The 16,719-nt window shown below is 73.9% G+C and carries 13 protein-coding genes and 3 pseudogenes; 4 read left to right on the top strand and 12 right to left on the bottom strand.

Annotation, left to right across the window (positions count from 1 at the left end):
• The first annotated feature begins 20 nt into the window (after positions 1–20).
• Positions 21–998 (top strand): carbohydrate ABC transporter permease, encoded by a 978-nt coding sequence (locus ACFWIS_RS22980; RefSeq protein WP_380461112.1) that lies wholly within the window; start codon positions 21–23, stop codon positions 996–998.
• Complete coding sequence (locus ACFWIS_RS22975; RefSeq protein WP_380461113.1) at positions 995–1,843, top strand: carbohydrate ABC transporter permease; 849 nt, start codon at positions 995–997, stop codon at positions 1,841–1,843. The genes ACFWIS_RS22980 and ACFWIS_RS22975 overlap by 4 nt, the downstream gene beginning before the upstream one ends.
• Before the next feature lie 198 nt (positions 1,844–2,041).
• Here the strand turns inward: ACFWIS_RS22975 and ACFWIS_RS22970 are convergent, their stop codons facing one another.
• From ACFWIS_RS22970 to ACFWIS_RS22960, 3 genes are all read right to left on the bottom strand, one after another.
• Entirely contained in the window at positions 2,042–2,647 is a 606-nt protein-coding gene (locus ACFWIS_RS22970) for a hypothetical protein (protein WP_380461115.1), read from the bottom strand.
• Positions 2,648–2,651: 4 nt separating this feature from the next.
• Complete coding sequence (locus tag ACFWIS_RS22965; protein WP_380461116.1) at positions 2,652–3,431, bottom strand: VOC family protein; 780 nt, start codon at positions 3,429–3,431, stop codon at positions 2,652–2,654.
• 116 nt (positions 3,432–3,547) lie between these two features.
• Entirely contained in the window at positions 3,548–4,183 is a 636-nt protein-coding gene (locus ACFWIS_RS22960) for an alpha-ketoglutarate-dependent dioxygenase AlkB (protein ID WP_380461117.1), read from the bottom strand.
• 132 nt (positions 4,184–4,315) lie between these two features.
• Here ACFWIS_RS22960 and ACFWIS_RS22955 point away from each other — a divergent pair.
• Positions 4,316–4,932 (top strand): annotated as a pseudogene (locus ACFWIS_RS22955) (hypothetical protein).
• A 129-nt stretch (positions 4,933–5,061) separates the two neighbouring features.
• Entirely contained in the window at positions 5,062–5,580 is a 519-nt protein-coding gene (locus ACFWIS_RS22950) for a universal stress protein (RefSeq protein ID WP_380463393.1), read from the top strand.
• Between the two features lie 17 nt (positions 5,581–5,597).
• On the opposite strand, the gene ACFWIS_RS22945 is transcribed toward ACFWIS_RS22950, so the two are convergent.
• From ACFWIS_RS22945 to ACFWIS_RS22905, 9 genes and pseudogenes are all read right to left on the bottom strand, one after another.
• Complete coding sequence (locus ACFWIS_RS22945; protein ID WP_380463396.1) at positions 5,598–7,217, bottom strand: amidohydrolase; 1,620 nt, start codon at positions 7,215–7,217, stop codon at positions 5,598–5,600.
• Complete coding sequence (locus ACFWIS_RS22940; protein WP_380463398.1) at positions 7,214–8,182, bottom strand: PaaX family transcriptional regulator C-terminal domain-containing protein; 969 nt, start codon at positions 8,180–8,182, stop codon at positions 7,214–7,216. The genes ACFWIS_RS22945 and ACFWIS_RS22940 overlap by 4 nt, the downstream gene beginning before the upstream one ends.
• A 42-nt stretch (positions 8,183–8,224) precedes the next feature.
• Positions 8,225–8,977, bottom strand: coding sequence for an Asp/Glu racemase (locus ACFWIS_RS22935; RefSeq protein ID WP_380463401.1), 753 nt, complete (start codon positions 8,975–8,977; stop codon positions 8,225–8,227).
• Positions 8,978–8,993: 16 nt separating this feature from the next.
• Positions 8,994–9,887 (bottom strand): fumarylacetoacetate hydrolase family protein, encoded by an 894-nt coding sequence (locus ACFWIS_RS22930; protein WP_380463404.1) that lies wholly within the window; start codon positions 9,885–9,887, stop codon positions 8,994–8,996.
• 15 nt (positions 9,888–9,902) lie between these two features.
• Entirely contained in the window at positions 9,903–11,024 is a 1,122-nt protein-coding gene (locus ACFWIS_RS22925; protein ID WP_380463406.1) for a cupin domain-containing protein, read from the bottom strand.
• Positions 11,025–11,094: 70 nt separating this feature from the next.
• Positions 11,095–12,057, bottom strand: a complete 963-nt coding sequence (locus ACFWIS_RS22920; RefSeq protein WP_380463408.1) for a carbon-nitrogen hydrolase family protein — start codon at positions 12,055–12,057, stop codon at positions 11,095–11,097.
• An 8-nt stretch (positions 12,058–12,065) separates the two neighbouring features.
• Positions 12,066–14,450, bottom strand: coding sequence for an FAD-dependent monooxygenase (locus ACFWIS_RS22915; protein ID WP_380463410.1), 2,385 nt, complete (start codon positions 14,448–14,450; stop codon positions 12,066–12,068).
• Positions 14,447–14,770 (bottom strand): annotated as a pseudogene (locus tag ACFWIS_RS22910) (acyl-CoA thioesterase); the annotation flags it as partial. The gene ACFWIS_RS22915 and the pseudogene ACFWIS_RS22910, both read right to left, overlap by 4 nt.
• Before the next feature lie 105 nt (positions 14,771–14,875).
• Positions 14,876–16,486: pseudogene (locus tag ACFWIS_RS22905) on the bottom strand (AMP-binding protein); the annotation flags it as partial.
• Positions 16,487–16,719 lie beyond the last annotated feature (233 nt).

The raw sequence follows: 16,719 nt of genomic DNA, 5'->3' as shown, positions 1-16,719 counted from the left end.
AGCAGAGAGCAGGTCCGTACGTGTCCGCAACCACCACGACCGCCCCGTCGGCGCCGCCCTCCCCGCGGCGCCGTGGGGCCAGGGCGTCGGCCGCACCCCCGGGCGGCCGGCGTCGCAGGCCCCCGTTGTTGCTGTTGCTGCCGGCCGCGGTGATCCTGATCCCGCTGGTCGCCTACCCGATCTACCAGCTCGGGCTGCTGTCCGTGCTGGACTTCGGTCAGGCCCAGGCCTCCGGCGGCGCCCCGACCTCCTTCGTCGGCTTCGGCAACTACTCGAAGATCCTGGAGGACGGCCAGTTCTGGACGGTGCTGCTGCAGACCGTCGGCTTCGCCGCCTTCTGCGTGGTCGCCACCCTGGCCGTCGGCGCCACCCTCGCGGTGCTGCTGACCAGGGTCGGCCGCTGGCCGCGTCTGGTGCTGACCACGGCGGCGATGGCGGCCTGGGCGGCGCCCGCGATGACCGGTTCGACGGTGTGGAGCTTCCTGTTCGACACCAATCTCGGGCTGGTCAACCACACTCTGGTGAAGCTCGGGCTGAGCGGCTTCCACGAGTTCAACTGGTTCTACGACAGGTGGACGGCGTTCCTGATCGTCGGCGCGGTGGTGGTGTGGCACTCCTACCCGTTCGTGATGGTCACCCTCTACGCGGGCATCCGCGCCATCCCGGAGGAGGTCATGGAGGCCGCCGCCCTGGACGGCGCCGGCACCTGGACCACCTTCCGCCGGATCACCGCGCCGATGCTGCGGCCGATCCTGACCATCGTGGTGATCCAGTCGGTGATCTGGGACTTCAAGGTCTTCACCCAGATCTACGTGATGACCGAGGGCGGCGGCATCGCCGGCCAGAACCTGGTGCTCAACGTGTACGCGTACCAGAAGGCGTTCGCCTCCTCGCAGTACGGGCTGGGCGCGGCGATCGGCGTGATCATGCTGTTGATCCTGGTGGTCCCGACGGTCCTGTACATCCGCACCCTGCGACGGACGGGGAACGAACTGTGAACTCCCGTACGCGGTGGCGGCTGGCCGCCGACGCCGGCGCGATCCTGCTGGCGGCGGTCACCGCCTTCCCGGTCTTCTGGATGGTGCTCTCGGCCTTCAAGCCCAAGGGCGAGGTGCAGTCGCTGGAGCCGAGGCCGTGGACGGCGCACCCCACGCTGGAGAGCTTCCGTCAGGTGCTCAGCGTGGACGGCTTCGGCCGGTACTTCGTGAACAGCCTGGTGGTCGCGCTGTCGGTGGTGGTGCTTTCGGCGGTGGTGGTGTTCCTGGCGGCCGTGGCGGTGACCAGGTTCAGGTTCCGCTTCCGCACCACGATCATGGTGCTGTTCCTGATCGCCCAGATGATCCCGGTCGAGGCGCTGACCATCCCGCTGTTCTTCATGTTCCGCGACGCCGGCCGGTTCGCCCCGGGCATCGGGCTGAACACCCTGGCCTCGCTGGTGCTGGTGCAGTTGGCGTTCTCGCTGCCGTTCGGGATCTGGATGATGCGCGGCTTCGTCGCGGCCGTCCCGGTCTCGATCGAGGAGGCCGCGCAGATCGACGGCGCGAGCCGGACCCGCATCCTGTGGCGGATCCTGCTGCCGCTGGTGGCTCCGGGCCTGGCCGCGACCAGCGTGTTCTCCTTCATCGCGGCGTGGAACGACTTCGTCTTCGCCAAGACCTTCATCATCAGCGCCACCCAGAACCAGACGCTGCCCTCGGCGCTGCTGGTGTTCTTCAAGCCGGACGAGAACGACTGGGGCGGGATCATGGCGGCGTCCACGCTGATGACGGTGCCGGTGCTGGTGTTCTTCATCGCGGTGCAGCGGCGGCTGGTGTCGGGGCTGGCGGGCGCGGTCAAGGACTGACGCCCACCCGGGCCCGCCGACCGGGCCCGCCGACCGGGCCCGCCGACCGGGCCCGCCGACCGGGCCCGCCGACCCGGGCCCGCCGACCGGGCCCGGCGGCTCGGCGCCGGGGCCTCGTGCGGCTGCGACCTCGTGCGGCCGGGGCCTCGTGCGGCTGCGACCTCGTGCGGCCGGGGCCTCGTGCGGCCGGGGCCGGGTTCAGGACACGAAGCCGATGACTCCGTGCCCCTCGAACTCCCGTGCCGTGCGCAGCCAGCCGGCGACCTCCTGGACCGCCTCGGCCACCGCACGGTCCAACTCTGTTGCCAGGCCCTCGCGTTCGGCCTGCTCGAACTGGCGCAGGGCCTCCCGGCACTGCTCGGACGACCACTCGCCGCAGGACACTTCGGGGCAGTAGGGCAGGCCGGCCGGGAAGTCGCTGCCGTAGTGGAAGTCCGAGAGCGAGACCGCGGTGACGCCGTAGGCGCGCAGGCCGTCGTCGACCTCGTCCAGCCACAGGCCGCGGAAGGGGCCGAAGGAGCGGTTGTCCAGGAGCGTGGCGTCCGTGCCGCACAGGTGCCGGTACGCGTAGCGGTACTGGAAGGCGTGCTCCTCGTCGTACGGTCCGCCGAACACCACCGCGCGCAGCGCCTCGCGGGCGGTCGGGGCGCCGTCCTCGATCTGGTCGGCGAACTCCTGGTCCGCGTAGTCCAGTTCGGCGCCCGAGTGGCCGAGGACGTCCTGGAGTACGGCCTCGTCGGCGCAGCCGGCCAGGGTGTGCTTGTCGTCGACGTTGGTCAGGTACGCCGTCAGGAAGGAACTCATGGGATCACCGTATCGGCCGTGACGGACAGTCGGCTCGGGCCGCCTCGGCCTCCGGGCCCGGGACGGCGACCAGCACGAACTCCGCTCCAGTGGCGTCCCGGACGAGCGCCGAGCGGCCGAACGGTGTCGGTGCGGGCCCGGCGCGGACGGTGCCGCCGAGGGCGCGCAGGGCGGCGGCGGCGCGGTCGGTGTCGGCCGTCCCGAAGTGGGTGAGCCAGCCGGGGGCGCTCACGCCCGGGGTGGTGGGGCCGATGCTGCAGGCGGGCAGCCCGGCGGCCCGGGCGAGGGTGTGGCCCGACCGCGGGCGGTCGTAGCCGTAGCCGAAGACCCGGTGGTAGAACGCCCGGGCGGCATCCGGGTCGGCGGAGAGGTGCTCGTTCCAGGTCAGGGTGCCGGGCTCGTCGACCAGCCCGGCGCCCTCGACCGGGTCGCCCTGCCAGAGCCCGAACGGCGCGCCGAGCGGGTCGACGGCGAGCGCGGCCCGGCCCTGGTCGGGCACCGGGTACGGCTCGCGGGCGATCCGGCCGCCGGCGGCCCGGACGGCGGCCGCGGTGCGGGGCACGTCCCGGCAGGTGAAGTGGGTGGTCCAGCCGGCCGGCCCGGGGGCGACGCCGAGCGCGGCGACCTGCGCGCCGTTGCGGGTGGCGACCGCCTCGGCGGGGCCGGTCGGCACGAACTCCCAGCCGAACAGCGTGCCGTAGAAGTGCTGCGCCCGGGGGAGGTCCGGGGTGGTCAGGACGGTCCAGCAGGGGACGCCCTCGTGGTACCTGCCCGCCTTCGGCATGCCGGCCTCCTGGTCACCCCCGCGCCCCACCCCCGTCAGGTTGCGCGCCCGGCCGGTGCGCGGCAAACGGGGGCGGAGGTAGGGGAGGGGGAGGGGGCGGGGGTGGAGGTGCCGGCTCAGGCGACCCCGCGCGGGCGGAACTGGATGCTGATCCGCGGGCCGACCGGGCGGGCGGTCTTCGGGATCGCGTGCTCCCAGGTGCGCTGGCAGGAGCCGCCCATCACCACGAGGTCGCCGTGGCCGAGCGGCCGGCGGACCACAGCCCCGCCGCCGGAGCGCGGCCGCAGCGCGAGGACCCGGGGCTCGCCGACGGAGAGGATCGCCACCATGGTGTCCTCGCGGGCGCCGCGGCCGATCCGGTCGCCGTGCCAGGCCACGCTGTCCCGGCCGTCCCGGTAGTAGCAGAGCCCGAGGGTGCGGAAGGGCTCGCCCAGTTCGGGGGCGTAGTACCGGCTCAGTGCCGCCCGGGCCTCGCCGAGGACGGGGTGCGGCGGCTCGTCCTCGGCGGCGTAGGAGGCGAGCAGCCGGGGGACGTCGACGGTGCGTTCGTACATCTCGCGCCGTTCGGCCCGCCACGGCACGGTCGCGGCCAGCCGTTCGAACAGTTGGTCCGCGCCGTGCAGCCAGCCGGGCAGGACGTCCAGCCAGGCGCCGTCGCCGAGCGGCAGGCGCCGTAGGCCGTCGAGCGGGCCGAGCCGGGGGTCGGTGGCTTCTTCGAACAGCGAGGGCTGGAGGTGGACGGTCGCGGGCATGGGCCCAGCCTACGCCGTTATTCGAACATCTGCTCGAACAAAAGTCCGGACACCGGCAGGCTAGGGCCTGTCTTCGAACTTCCGGCGTCGCCCCGCAGACGGGAGTTCGAAGACAGGCCCTAGCCTGCCGGTATGGCGATCAACGGGTTCGGCGTCACCGAGTTCCAGCTCTTCCTGCTGCGCCGGATGGCCGACTATCACCCCGAGCTGGTCGAGGATGCGGTGCGGCGGCTCGGCGCCACCCGGGCCGCGATGCGGGAGGCGAACAAGCGCTGGCAGGCGATGGTCCGGGCGCCCCGGTTCCCGCGTGGCGCCGCCCGGTACGCCGCCGTGCTCGGGCCGGCGGAGGCGAGTCCGCCGCGCCGGATCGGCGACCTGGAGTGCACGGCCCGGCAGTGGGCGCTGCCGCTCTGGCCCGAGCTGCGCTTCGAGGTGCTGCTCGGGCCGGCCGGCGCCGGCGCGCCGGCGCGCCGGCGCTGAACGAGTGGCTGGTCCGGGCGGCCGGTGCCCCGGGGCCGGTGCTGCGCACCGTCGACGACCTGGCGCCGTGGGGCTGTGTGGTCGGCGACGTGGGGGCGGCCTTCCCGGGGGCCCTGCCGCGCGAGGGGAGTGCGCCGACCCGTTTCCGGCTGGACTTCGCGGCGCCGGGCGCGGACGGGCGGGTGGGCTCCTGGACGGCGGACTTCACCTGGGGGCTGCTCCAGGAGGTCCGGCCGGACGAGGCGCCCGAGAGGCCCCGGACGTGCTGACCCTGCGCGATCTTCGAGGTGAGATGTAAGGCGATATTCAGTGAATGCCTTGGATTTGTAGGCCATAGCGTCGATGTGGCAGCATAATCGCAGACCCTGGGTAGGCTTCACATCGGAAAGCGAAGGATCATGTCGGACGGCGCCCGCGTCATCGTCGGAGTCAGTGGCTCACTGCACAGCCTGACCGCCCTGCACCGGGCGGCGGAGGAGGCCCGGGCCCGGCAGGCCGTCCTCGTCCCGGTGCTCGCCTGGACCCCGGTCGGCGGCGAGCGCAGCTACCGGGCCCGGCCCTGCCCGCCGCTGCTGCGCGCCTGGCAGGACGCCGCCGGGGCCCGGCTGGAGAGCGCGCTCGGCCAGGCCTTCGGCGGGCTGCCGATCGGCCTGCCGGTGCAGCCGCTGGTGATGCGCGGCGAGGCCGGGCCGGTGCTGACCGCCATGGCCGACCGGCCCGGCGACCTGCTGGTGATCAGCGCGGGCCGGCACGGCTCGCTGCGCGGCCGAGTGCGTCGACTGCTGCGCGGCTCGGTCGCCCGCTACTGCCTGGAGCACGCCCGCGGCGGCGTGCTGGTCGTCCCGCCGTCCGACCTGCACGAGGACCTCCGGGCCCTGCACCGGGGCATCGACCTGCGGGAACTCATCGCGGCCTGAGAGATTTTGACGATAGGTCAGTTCTCGTGCACGGTCCGGCCGCCGACCACCGTCCGGGCCGGCAGCAGATCGCGCAGCGCCGCCGTCGGGCAGTCCAGCGGGTCGACCGGCCAGAGCGTGAGGTCGGCGAGCGCCCCCGGCCGCAGGCTGCCGCGGTCGGCGCTCTCGCCGGTCAGCCGGGCGGCGTTCACGGTGTGCAGCGCGATCGCCTCCGCCCGTCCGATCGCGTGCTCGGGGCCGACCACCCCGGCCGTGGTGCCGCGGGTCGTCATGCCCCACACCGACACCATCGCGCCGTACGGGCCGACCGGGAAGTCCGAGCCGGCCGAGAGCTGTGCTCCCTCGTCCAGCCATTCGCGCAGCGGGAACAGGGCGGCGGTGCGCTCCTCGCCCCAGGCGCGCTGCTGGGTGAGCGCGCCGTCGTGCAGCAGCGGGTGCTGCACCGTGACCGGGATGCCGAGGGCGATCGCCCGGGCCCGCTGGTCGGGCCGGGCCAGTCCGCCGTGCTCGACCACCAGCGTCCCCGGCGGCAGGCCCGGGCGGCGCTTCAGCACCTGCTCGAAGACGTCCAGCAGCACCCGCAGCCCGCGGTCGCCCCAGGCGTGCACGCCCGCCCGCCAGCCCCGCTCGACCACCCGCTCCACCGCCGCGAGCAGTTCCTCCGGCTCCCAGAGCAGTCGGCCGTGGTAGCAGGGCTGCCCCTGGTAGGGCTGTTCCAGGGCGCCCGCCTCGAAGCCGCCGTCGATGCCGAACTTGACGCCCCACAGGCGCAGTCGATCGTCGTCCCGGCCGTCCGCGCGCCAGTCGTCCATCCGGTCCAGCAGGGCGTCCACCTGCTCGGGGGTGCGGGCCGCGAAGCCGGACACCAGCGCCCGGACCCGGACGGCGAGTGCGCCCTCGGCCCGGGCCGCGTCCAGCACGTCGAGGTCCTCCACCGGGACGAGGCAGTCCCGCACAGTGCCGATCCCGGTGGCCGCGTAGTCGGCGGAGGCCGCGCGCAGCCCCTCGATCCGCTCGGCGAGGGTCGGGCGCGGCAGCACCCGCTCGACCGGCTCGGTCGCCCGGTTGATCAGCCGGCCGGTCAGCCGCCCGTGCTCGTCGCGCTCGACCACGCCGCCGTCCGGCGACTCGGTGGACTCGTCGATCCCGGCCAGCCGCAGCGCGGCCGAGTTGAGCACCATGTTGTACGCGCCCCGGCGCACCAGCACCGGGTGCTCGCCGGCGGCGCCGTCCAGCTCCTCGGTGGTCGGCATCCGCTGCTCGGCGAGCAGCACCTCCTGCCAGTTGACCGTGGTGACGATCCACTGCCCGGCCGGGGTGCGGGCGGCGCGCTCGCGGATCAGCTCCAGGAATCCGGCGAGGTCCCGGGCCCGGTGCACCGGGACGCCATGGACGCTGTGCCCGGCCAGGATCAGGTGGGTGTGGGTGTCGTCGAAGGCGGGCAGCACCGTCGCCGACAGGTCGTCCACCACCTCGGTGTCCGGTCCGACCAGGGCGTCCAGGCCGTCCGGCGCGGCGGAGAGCGCCGTGATCCGGCCGCCGGTGACGGCCACCGCCCGCTGCGGCGGCTCGCCCGGCACCAGGGTGTGCACGGCGCCGGCGCGGATCAGCAGGTCGGCTGGGGCTGGGGTGGTCATGGCTGCTCCTGGGGGTGGGGCGCTCCGGCGGGGTGGGACAGTCCGGTGACCTTCTCGACGTACCGCAGGCTCGGCCCGGCGAGCCGCCCGTGCACCTCGGTGAACACGGCCCGGGCCGGGCGGGCGTTCCAGTCGGCGGGTAGCAGCGGCTCGGGCAGCCCGGGGTCGAGGTACGGCAGCCGGCGCCACTGGGTGAGCATCGGCACATAGGCGCGGAACGCCTCGACCGGCTCGACCGGCTCGACCGGCTCGACCGGCTCGACCGCCTCGACCGGCTCGACCGCCTCGACCGGCTCGGCCGGTCCGACCGTGGCGACCGCTTCGACCGCTTCGACCGGGGCGCGCCCGCGCAGCTCCTCGGCGACCGGCCGCCAGGTGTCGGTGAAGGCCGCGTACTGCGCCTCGATCGCCGGGAGGTCCCACCAACTCGCCACCGCCGTACGGAGTTCGGCGAAGCCGGCGTACTCGGCGGAGAGGAAGAGGTGCACGTAGGAGCTCAGACCGAGGCGCTCCAGCAGGCGGCGGGCGTCCGGCAGCAGCCGGGCGGGGGCCAGCCAGACGCCGGGGGCGGCGTTGCCGAAGCCGAGCCAGCTGAGCCGGGAGCGCAGCTGGTGGCGGTGGGCGCGCTCGGACTCGGGCACCGAGAAGACGGCCACCACCCAGCCGTCGGCGAGTTCGGCGGGCTCCAGGCTGTGGAAGATCCGGCGGTCGCCCTCGTCGAACACCGGGCCCATCGCGGGGGCCAGCCGGTAGCCGGTGCCCGCGCGGCGCTCCTGGAGCAGGGTGCCGGCCTTCTTCAGTCGGGAGATCGCCGAGCGGACGGCCGGGCCGTCGACGTCCAGCTCGGCCATCAGCGCGATCAGGTCGGCGATCGATATCCAGCCGCCGAGGCGGCGGACGAACTCGCCGTAGACGGTGTTGATCAGGGAGCTGGGCCGGGTGCTGCTCTGCGTGCTCTCCGGCATACCAGGCCCTCCTCCCCGACGGCTGGTGGTGATCATAGAACGTCAGCCGTACGCCCCGGAGAGCAGGTGCCCGGCGCCGGGGGCGACGGCGGGCAGGCCGAGCGCCCGCAGCAGTTGGTGGGTGGTGCAGATCGCCGCCGAGACCACCGGCATGCCGAGCTGCCGTTCGGCCTCCTCGACGGCGGACAGCGAGGGCAGCTGCACGCAGGCGGAGAGCACCACGGCGTCCGCCCCGGTGTACGAGAGGCCCTTGGCGATCGCGGGCAGCCGGGCCGGGTCGTGGGCGGCCACCTCCAGGTTGTCGGCGATCTCCAGGGCGGCGTGGTCGAGCACCTCGATGCCCTCCTGGCCGAGGTAGTCGACCACCGTCCGGGCCAGCGGGCGCAGGTACGGGGTGACCATCGCGACCTTCTTCGCTCCGAGCACCTGGAGCCCGGCGACCAGGGCGCCGGCGCTGGTGACCACGGGCGCGGGCGCGCCGTTCTCGACGGTCCGGCGGTGCAGCCGCCGCTCGGCCTCGCGGTGGTAGCCGGGGCCGGTGGCCATCACCGCGACCAGGCAGGCGTAGCCGATCACGTCGACCCGGGCGTCCGAGAGTTCGGCGGCGCAGCGGTCGGACTCGCCGTCCATGGCGCGCAGTTGCTCGGGGGTGACCCTGGTCATCCGCATCCGGCTGGAGTGGAAGGTGAACCGCTCGGGGGCGATCGCCTCGCGGGCCCGCAGCAGGGCCGGGACTTCGGTCTCCATGGTGACGTTGGAGCTGGGGACGATCTGACCGATCCGGTAGGTGGTCATCTGCGCCGGACTCCTCTCAGCGGGCGTCGATCACGGGGTTGGCGAGGGTGCCGATCCGCTCGATGGTGGCCTCGACCAGGTCGCCGGGCTGCAGGAACTGCGGCGGGACCATCCCGGCGCCCACTCCGGAGGGGGAGCCGGTGGCGATCACGTCGCCGGGCTCCAGGGTCATGCCGGCCGAGATGTCGGCGATCAGCCGGGCGATGCCGAACAGCATGTGGCGGGTGTTGGAGTCCTGTCGCAGCTCGCCGTTGACCCGCAGCGAGAGGTCGAGCCGCTGGGGGTCGGGGATCTCGTCGGCGGTGACCACCACCGGCCCGAACGGCGCGTAGCTGTCCTGGCCCTTGGAGAAGAACCACTGGCCGGAGCGGCGCTGGTCGCGGGCGCTGATGTCGTTGACGATGCTGTAGCCGAACACGTGCCGCCAGGCGTCCCGTTCGCTCACCCGGCGGGCGGGTTCGCCGATCACCACGGCGAGTTCGCACTCCCAGTCGAGCTGCTTGGTGAGGTCGGCGTTGTGCAGGATCGGCTGGCCGGGGCCGGTCACGGCGGTGGCGGGCTTGCCGAACAGCACCGGACGGTCCGGGAGTTCGCGCTCGGTCTCCAGGCTGCGGTGGGACTCGGCCACGTGCTCCACGTAGTTGAGGCCGACGCCGACGATCTTGCCGGGGCGCAGCGGGGCGCACAGCGAGACCTCGGCGAGCGGCCGGGTCCGCCCCGGTTCGTCGAGCAGCCGGCGGGCGGTGGCCAGGGCGGGCTCGCCGGCCCTGATCAACTCCAGGAGGGTGCCGGGGAGTTCGACACCGGCGGCGGTGGCCAGGGCGGTCAGGTCGGCGACCCGGTCGGTGCCGGTCCGGGCGCCCAGGCGGGGGGTGTCGTCGCCGTCGGCGCGGTAGGTCAGCAGCTGCATCGCGGTGAACTCCTGTTACGGGGTGGTGGGCTGGTGCCCGTCGTGGTCCGGGAAGGCCTCTTCGCGGTACAGGCCGAGCGAGTGCATCACCGGGAAGTCGTTGAAGGAGAACAGGCAGGCGTCCTCGCCCTGGTCGAGGTTCGCGTGCTCGTGCCAGGCCCAGGACGGCACCACGAAGACGTCGCCCTGCTGCCACGCGAAGCGCTGCCCGGCGATCACCGAGACGCCGCGCCCCTTGGCGGCGGTGTAGACCACCGAGCCGGTGTGCCGGTGGGCGCGGGTGGCCTGGCCGGGGCGGAGCAGCTGGAGGTGGGCGGCCATGGTGGGCATCACCGAGCCGCCGGTGACCGGGTTGGTGTACTCCATGATCACGCCGTCGTAGGGCGATCCCTCGGTGGCGCGGGCGAGTCGGCACAGCGCGTCGTGGCTGGGCTCCCAGGGCCAGCCGAGCAGCGGCGAGTACGGGCGGGTCCACTTCTCGACGCCGTACGGGAGCAGGTTTCCGCCGTAGCTGAGCAGCGAGGAGTTCGGCACCGGGTCGGGCCGCTGGTGGAGGTCGGGGTGGACTTCGTAGAAGTTGGCGTCCAGGGTGTTGACCAGCGGGATGTCCAGGCCGTCCTGCCAGATCACCGGGTCGGACTCGGACTCGTTGCCGTGCTCGTGCCAGGTGCCGTTGGGGGTGATCGCGAAGTCGCGCGGGCCGACCCTGAGCTTCTGCCCGTCGACGATCGTCCAGGCGCCGGTGCCCTCGTGGACGAAGCGCAGGGCGGCGGCCTGGTGGCGGTGGGCGGTCATCGCCTCGCCGGGGCCCATGATTTGCAGTCCGGTGTACAACAGGCCGACGGCGGCGCTGAGTTCGCGGCGTCCGGGGTTGACCAGCATCACCACCCGGCGGCCCGCGTCGTCGGCCTGCACCAGCGGCAGGGCCTTGCGGACCAGCGGGCGCAGGTCGGCGTAGCGCCAGAGCACCGGGACGGACTTCGGTTGGGGGTACCAGGGCTCGATCTCGTTCGCCACCGTCCACAGGGCGCCGGCCTCGTGCTTGGCCAACTCCTCGTAGTAGGCGAGTAGTTCGGGGCTGTCCTGGACGCGGGCCCGGCCGATCCGGGCGTCGTCGTAGGGGCCTTCGGCGGTCATGCCTCCTCCTCGGTCAGATCTCGTCGCGGGAGTGGGTCAGTCGTGCGGGCGGGGCAGTCGTGGGGTCGGGTCAGTCGTGAGGGTGTGCCAGCGGCCGCAGCGGGCGGTCGTCCACGTGCAGCTGGAAGACGTCGAAGCGGTTGTAGTGGCCGACGATGTCGTGCATCTGCTTGGGCTGGATGCACCGGCCGAGGTCGATCTCGGCGTAGACGATGCCCTCCTCGTCCACCAGCGGTTCGGTGACCGCCCGGCCGTCCGGTCCGAAGATCCCGGACAGCGCGTTGCGCGGGCGGGCGAGCTGTTTGCGTACCTGCTGGTCCTCGCCGGCGATCAGGTCGACCATCTCGGGTGAGATGGTCGAGCAGGAGACCACGGTGAACAGCTTGCCCTCGAAGCAGTGGGCGGCGGCGCGCAGCGCGATCGCCTCCGCCATGTCGTAGTCCTCGGGGGCCACCGGCAGGGCGATGTAGCTGGCGGCGTGGACGAGTTCGCCCTGCGCCAGCAGGGTGAAGCGGGCCAGGGTGTTGGTGTTCTCGCCGCAGGCCAGCGCGCCGAGCGGACCGACGGACGTGCGGTGCACCTTCAGCGAGCTGCCGTCGCCCTGGGTCCAGGTCAGCTTCTCGGCCCAGGTCGGCACCAACTTGCGGTGTACGCTGAGGAGTTCGCCGTCCGAGTCGATGATCAGCAGGGTGTTGTACAGCACCCCGAGGCTGTGCCGGCCGCGCTCGTTGACGCCGATCACCAGCACCACCCCGGCCTGTCGGGCGGTGGCGCGCAGGGTGTCGACGTACGGCCCGGGGACGTCCACGGCGGCGCGGTACAACCGTTCGTACCAGGGCGAGCCCTGGACGGGCGTCATCGTCCAGTTCCAGTACGGGTAGCCCGGCACGAACACCTCGGGGAAGACCACCAGTTCGGCGCCGCGTCCGGCCGCCTCCTGGATCAGGGCGACGGCCTTGTCCACGGTGGCGGCCGGGTCCAGGTAGACCGGGGCGGCCTGGACGGCGGCGGCGGTGAAGCGGGGCAGGTCCATGCTTCTCCTCACTCCTGACCCTCGGTCGGGGTCGGCAGCCAGCGGCGGTGGACGGGCGGGGCGGCCTCGCGCAGCAGGTGCAGGCGCGGGGCGACCTTGTCGGCGCCCGGGCCCGGCGGCTTGCGGCGCCCGGCCAGCCAGGGCTCGGGCCAGGGCGCGCCGGGGCCGGTGTAGCCCTGGTCGGCGGCGGCGTGCAGGGTCCAGAAGGGGTCGTGCAGGTGGGCCCGGCCGATCGCGACCAGGTCGGCGCGGCCGGCCAGCAGGACGGAGTTGGCGTCGTCGTGGCCGGAGATCGCGCCCACCGCGACGGTCGGCAGGCCGGTGGCGGTGCGCAACAGCTCGGCGAACGGCGTCTGGTAGCCGCGCCCGTACGGCGGCCGCTGGTGCGCCACCACCTCGCCGGTGGACACGTCCACCGCGTCCGCCCCGGCGTCGGCCAGCGCCCGGCAGATCGCCACCGCCTCGGCCTCGGTGGTGCCGCCGGGTGCCCAGTCCGCGGCCGAGATCCGCACCAGCAGCGGCCGCCCGGCGGGCCAGGCGGCGCGGACGGCGGCCAGCACCTCGACCGGCAGCCGAAGTCGGTGGGCGAGCGGGCCGCCGTAGCGGCCGGTGCGGTGGTTGGTGAGCGGGGAGAGGAAGGCGGAGAGCAGGTGTCCGTGGCCGAACTGCAGCTCCAGCACGTCGAACCCGGCCCGGGCGGCGCGTTCGGCGGAGGCGGCGAAGTCGGCGGTTACGGCGGCCAGTTGGACGTCATTGGCCTCGTGCGGGGTCGGGCTGTCGGCGTCCCAGGGCAGCGGCGAGGGGGCGAGCAGTGGCCAGCCCTCGGCGAGCGGACGGCCGATGCCGTCCGGTCCGGGCGCGGCGGTGGCGCCCCGGCGGCCGGCGTGGGTGAGCTGGATGCCCACCGGGGTGTCGCTCACCGCCGCGACGGAGCGCCGGAGTTCGGTCCAGGCGGCCTGCTGGCGGTCGGTCCACAGCCCGGGGCAGCGGTCGGTGGTCCGGCCCTCGGGGCTGACGGCCGTCATCCCGGCGATCACCAGCCCGGCGCCGCCGAGGGCGTGGGCGGTCAGCTGGGCCCGGTCGAAGGCGCTGGGCAGGGCGTCGGGGGAGGTGAAGGTGGCCAGCGGGGGGACGACGATCCGGTTGCGCAGCTCCAGTGCGCCCAGCTTCAGCGGCCGGAACATCGGCGGCACCCCGGGCGCGCCGCCGGCGGCGGTGTCCACGGCGGCGACGAACTCCGTGTCGCGGGCGCGCAGATTGCCGTAGGTGACCCGGCGGCTGCGGGTGAGCAGGTTGAAGGCGAACCGGTCGGCGTCCTGTCCGGTGCGGCGGCCGATCGTCTCGAACCACTCCAGGCTGGCCTGCGCGGCGCGCTGGGTGGACTCCACCACCGGCCGCCGCTCGGCCTCGTAGGCGGCCAACGCGCCGTCCAGGGTGGGCTGTTCGCTCAGTGCGGCGGCCAGGGCGAGGGCGTCCTCCAGGGCCAGCTTGGTGCCCGAGCCGATCGAGAAGTGCGCGGAGTGCGCGGCGTCGCCGAGCAGCACGGTGTTGCGGTGGCGCCAACTGGCGTTCCGTACCGTGGTGAAGCGGATCCAGCGGGAGGCGTTGGGGATCAGCCGGTGGCCGTCCAGGTGCCCGGCGAGCAGTTCGGCGCAGCGTGCCACGCTCGCGGTGTCGCTCTCGCCGCGGGTCGACTCCCGGGCGGCGAGGGCCTCGAAGCCCGCGCGGCGCCAGGCGTCCTCGGCGATCTCGACGATGAAGGTCGAGCGGGTGGCGCTGTACGGGTAGGCGTGCACCTGGACGGTGCCGAAGTCGAACTCCTCGACGATGAAGGTGAAGGCCTCGAAGACCCGGTCGGTGGCGAGCCAGATGTAGCGGCAGTGCCGCTCGTCCAGTTCGGTGCGGAACGCCTCGGGGTGGGCGGCCCGGGTGGCCGAGTGGATGCCGTCGGCGGCCACCACCAGGTCGTACTCGGTGGCGAGACGGTCGGCCGGTGGGGCGGGCGTGCGGTAGCGGACGTCCACCGCCAGGTCGGCGCAGCGCCGTTGCAGCACGGCGCGCAGCCGGTTGCGGTCCAGGGCGGCGAAGCCGTGGCCGCCGCTGGTGCGGACCTGGCCGGCGTAGCGGATGTCGATGTCGCTCCAGCGGGCGAACTCGGCGCTGATCGCGGCGAAGACCTCGGGGTCGGCCTGGGCGATGCCGTCCAGGGTCTCGTCGGAGAAGACCACGCCGAAGCCGAACTCGTCCTCCCGGCCGTCCCGTTCGAACACGGTGATCTCGCGCTCGGGGGCCAACCGCTTGGCCAGGGCGGCGAAGTAGAGCCCGCCCGGGCCGGCGCCGATGACGGCGATCCGGCGGGCCTCCGGGCCCGGGCGCGGTGCACCGGCCGTCACGCGAGCACCTCCGCCTGCTGCGGCCCGGCCTCGGCGAGGGCCCGGCGGACCGGCGCGGGCCAGGGTTCGGCGCCCTTGGTGTGCGGGGCCGCGTGCACCACCGACATCCGGCCGCTGGCGGCCAGGCCCTGCGGCCCGTGCACCTCGAAGGCGTAGTGCAGCGAGGAGCCGCCGACCCGGACCACCCGCAGCTCGGTGCGGACGACGTCCCCGAACCAGAGCCGCTCGCGGTAGTCCGCCTCGAAGTGCACCCGGGGGATCCGCCCGAACAGCTCGGCCAGCCCGAGCCGGCGCAGCAGCGCCGCCTCCGCCGCCTCGGCCCAGCGCTGCACGGCGGAGAAGTGGTAGTGCCCGGCGGCGTCGGTGTCGGACCACTCGACCCGGCGCTCGATGGTGACACTGGCGGGGTTCGGTCGCGGTTCCAGGGCGGCCCTCCGGCGGAGTTCGGCGCGCAGCAGCTTGCCGGTCGCGGTGCGCGGCAGTCCGGTGACGAACTCGACGGCGCGCGGGTACTTGTACGGGGCGATGGTGCGCTTGACGTGTTCCTGGAGCTCCTTGACGGTCTCCGGGCCGGCCGGGGCGCCCTCGCGCAGCACCACGTACGCCTTGACCACCGTGCCGCGCCGCTCGTCCGGGGCGGCCACCACGGCGCAGTCGGCCACCGCCGGGTGGGCGGCGAGCGCCTGTTCCACCTCGGGGCCGGCGATGTTGTAGCCGGCCGAGACGATCATGTCGTCGTTGCGGGCCTGGTACCAGAAGTAGCCGTCCCGGTCGCGGAGGTAGGTGTCGCCGGTGAGGTTCCAGCCGTTGCGGACGTAGTCGTGCTGGCGTTCGTCGTTCAGGTAGCGGCAGCCGGTCGGGCCCTTGACGGCGAGCAGCCCAGGTTCGCCGTCCGGCAGGGGGTTGCCCTGGTCGTCGAGTATCGCGGCCCGGTAACCGGGGACGGGGCGGCCGGTGGAGCCGGGCCGGATGTCGCCGTCGGCGGCCGAGATGAACACGTGCAGCAGCTCGGTGGCGCCGATGCCGTCGATCAGGCGTCGGCCGGTGGCGGCGTGGAAGGCCTCCCAGACGGCGGCGGGCAGCGGCTCGCCGGCCGACACGCAGCGCCGCACGCCCGCCAGCCGGTCGGCCAGCCCGGCGGCGAGGATCGCCCGGTAGGCGGTCGGGGCGGTGAACAGCACGCTCACGCCGTGCCGCCGGACCAGCTCGGCGAGTTGCTCGGGGGCGGCCTGCTCCAGCAGCAGGCTGGCGGCGCCGGCCCGCAGCGGGAAGACCAGCAGGCCGCCGAGGCCGAAGGTGAAGCCGAGCGGCGGGGTGCCGGTGAACAGGTCGTCGGGGGTGGGGCGGAGCAGGTGGCGGGAGAACGTGTCGGCGTTGGCCAGCACGTCGCGGTGGAAGTGCAGGGTGGCCTTGGGGCGGCCGGTGGTGCCGGACGTGAAGGCGATCAGGGCGACGTCGTCGGCGGCGGTCGGTACGGCGGTGAAGCCGGGGCGCCGGTCGGCGCAGCGGGCGGTGAGGTCCTCGGGGCCGGGGCCGCCGAAGGGCAGGACGCGCAGGCCGGGGGTGGCGGCCCGGTCGAGTTCGTCGAGGAAGCGGTGGTCGCACAGGGCGATGGTGGGGCGGGCGATCCGGGTCAGTTCGGCCAGCTCGGCCGCGCGCAGCAGCGGCATGGTGGTGACCACCACTCCGCCGGCCTTCAGGACGCCGAGCCAACAGGCGGCCAGCCAGGGCGTGTTGGGGCCGCGCAGCAGGACCCGGTTGCCGGTGGCCAGGCCCAGCTCCTCGGTGAGCAGTCCGGCGATCCGGTCGGCGTGGTCGCGCAGGTCGCCGTAGCTCCACCGCTCGGTCGGGGTGAGCAGGCAGCGGCGGTCCGGTCCGAGACGGGCGATGGTGTCGTCGAGCAGGGCCGCGGCGCAGTTCAGGCGGTCGGGGTAGGCCAACTCCTGTAGTTCGAAGAGGAGTTCCGGCCACTGGTCGAAGGGCGGCAGATGGTCTCGGCAGAACGTGTCCACGTGCGCCGAGGGGGAGAGCTCCATGGGCGGGCACCTCGTTGTGCGAGCGGGAGTGAAGCCAGTATGGCGCTCTCGTGACGCCAGTCAAGAGAGCGATACACGCATTCGGGCTACCGGGGCGGGAGGTGCGGCCGGGCAGACGGAACGCCCCGCGGGCCGGTGGGCGGTTTATAGGGGTCGTTGCAACACGTGGTCGGTTGATCAGGCCGCGAGCAGTTTATGCAGGCGCTTGGCTGGGGTTTCCCAGTCAAGCGTTT

The sequence above is a fragment of the Kitasatospora sp. NPDC127060 genome (assembly GCF_042724935.1).
Taxonomy (GTDB): domain Bacteria; phylum Actinomycetota; class Actinomycetes; order Streptomycetales; family Streptomycetaceae; genus Kitasatospora.
The sequence above is the reverse complement of the archived record's forward strand: the minus strand, read 5'-3'. Positions and strand labels throughout refer to the sequence as shown.

Excerpts from the sequence above, each read along its gene's own strand:
- ACFWIS_RS22935 (WP_380463401.1), bottom strand. The coding sequence starts at position 8,977 with ATGACCACCTACCGGATCGGTCAGATCGTCCCCAGCTCCAACGTCACC.
- ACFWIS_RS22960 (WP_380461117.1), bottom strand. The coding sequence starts at position 4,183 with ATGCCCGCGACCGTCCACCTCCAGCCCTCGCTGTTCGAAGAAGCCACC.
- ACFWIS_RS22930 (WP_380463404.1), bottom strand. The coding sequence starts at position 9,887 with ATGCAGCTGCTGACCTACCGCGCCGACGGCGACGACACCCCCCGCCTG.
- ACFWIS_RS22925 (WP_380463406.1), bottom strand. The coding sequence starts at position 11,024 with ATGACCGCCGAAGGCCCCTACGACGACGCCCGGATCGGCCGGGCCCGC.
- ACFWIS_RS22920 (WP_380463408.1), bottom strand. The coding sequence starts at position 12,057 with ATGGACCTGCCCCGCTTCACCGCCGCCGCCGTCCAGGCCGCCCCGGTC.
- ACFWIS_RS22940 (WP_380463398.1), bottom strand. The coding sequence starts at position 8,182 with ATGCCGGAGAGCACGCAGAGCAGCACCCGGCCCAGCTCCCTGATCAAC.
- ACFWIS_RS22970 (WP_380461115.1), bottom strand. The coding sequence starts at position 2,647 with ATGAGTTCCTTCCTGACGGCGTACCTGACCAACGTCGACGACAAGCAC.
- ACFWIS_RS22945 (WP_380463396.1), bottom strand. The coding sequence starts at position 7,217 with ATGACCACCCCAGCCCCAGCCGACCTGCTGATCCGCGCCGGCGCCGTG.
- ACFWIS_RS22965 (WP_380461116.1), bottom strand. The coding sequence starts at position 3,431 with ATGCCGAAGGCGGGCAGGTACCACGAGGGCGTCCCCTGCTGGACCGTC.
- ACFWIS_RS22950 (WP_380463393.1), top strand. The coding sequence starts at position 5,062 with ATGTCGGACGGCGCCCGCGTCATCGTCGGAGTCAGTGGCTCACTGCAC.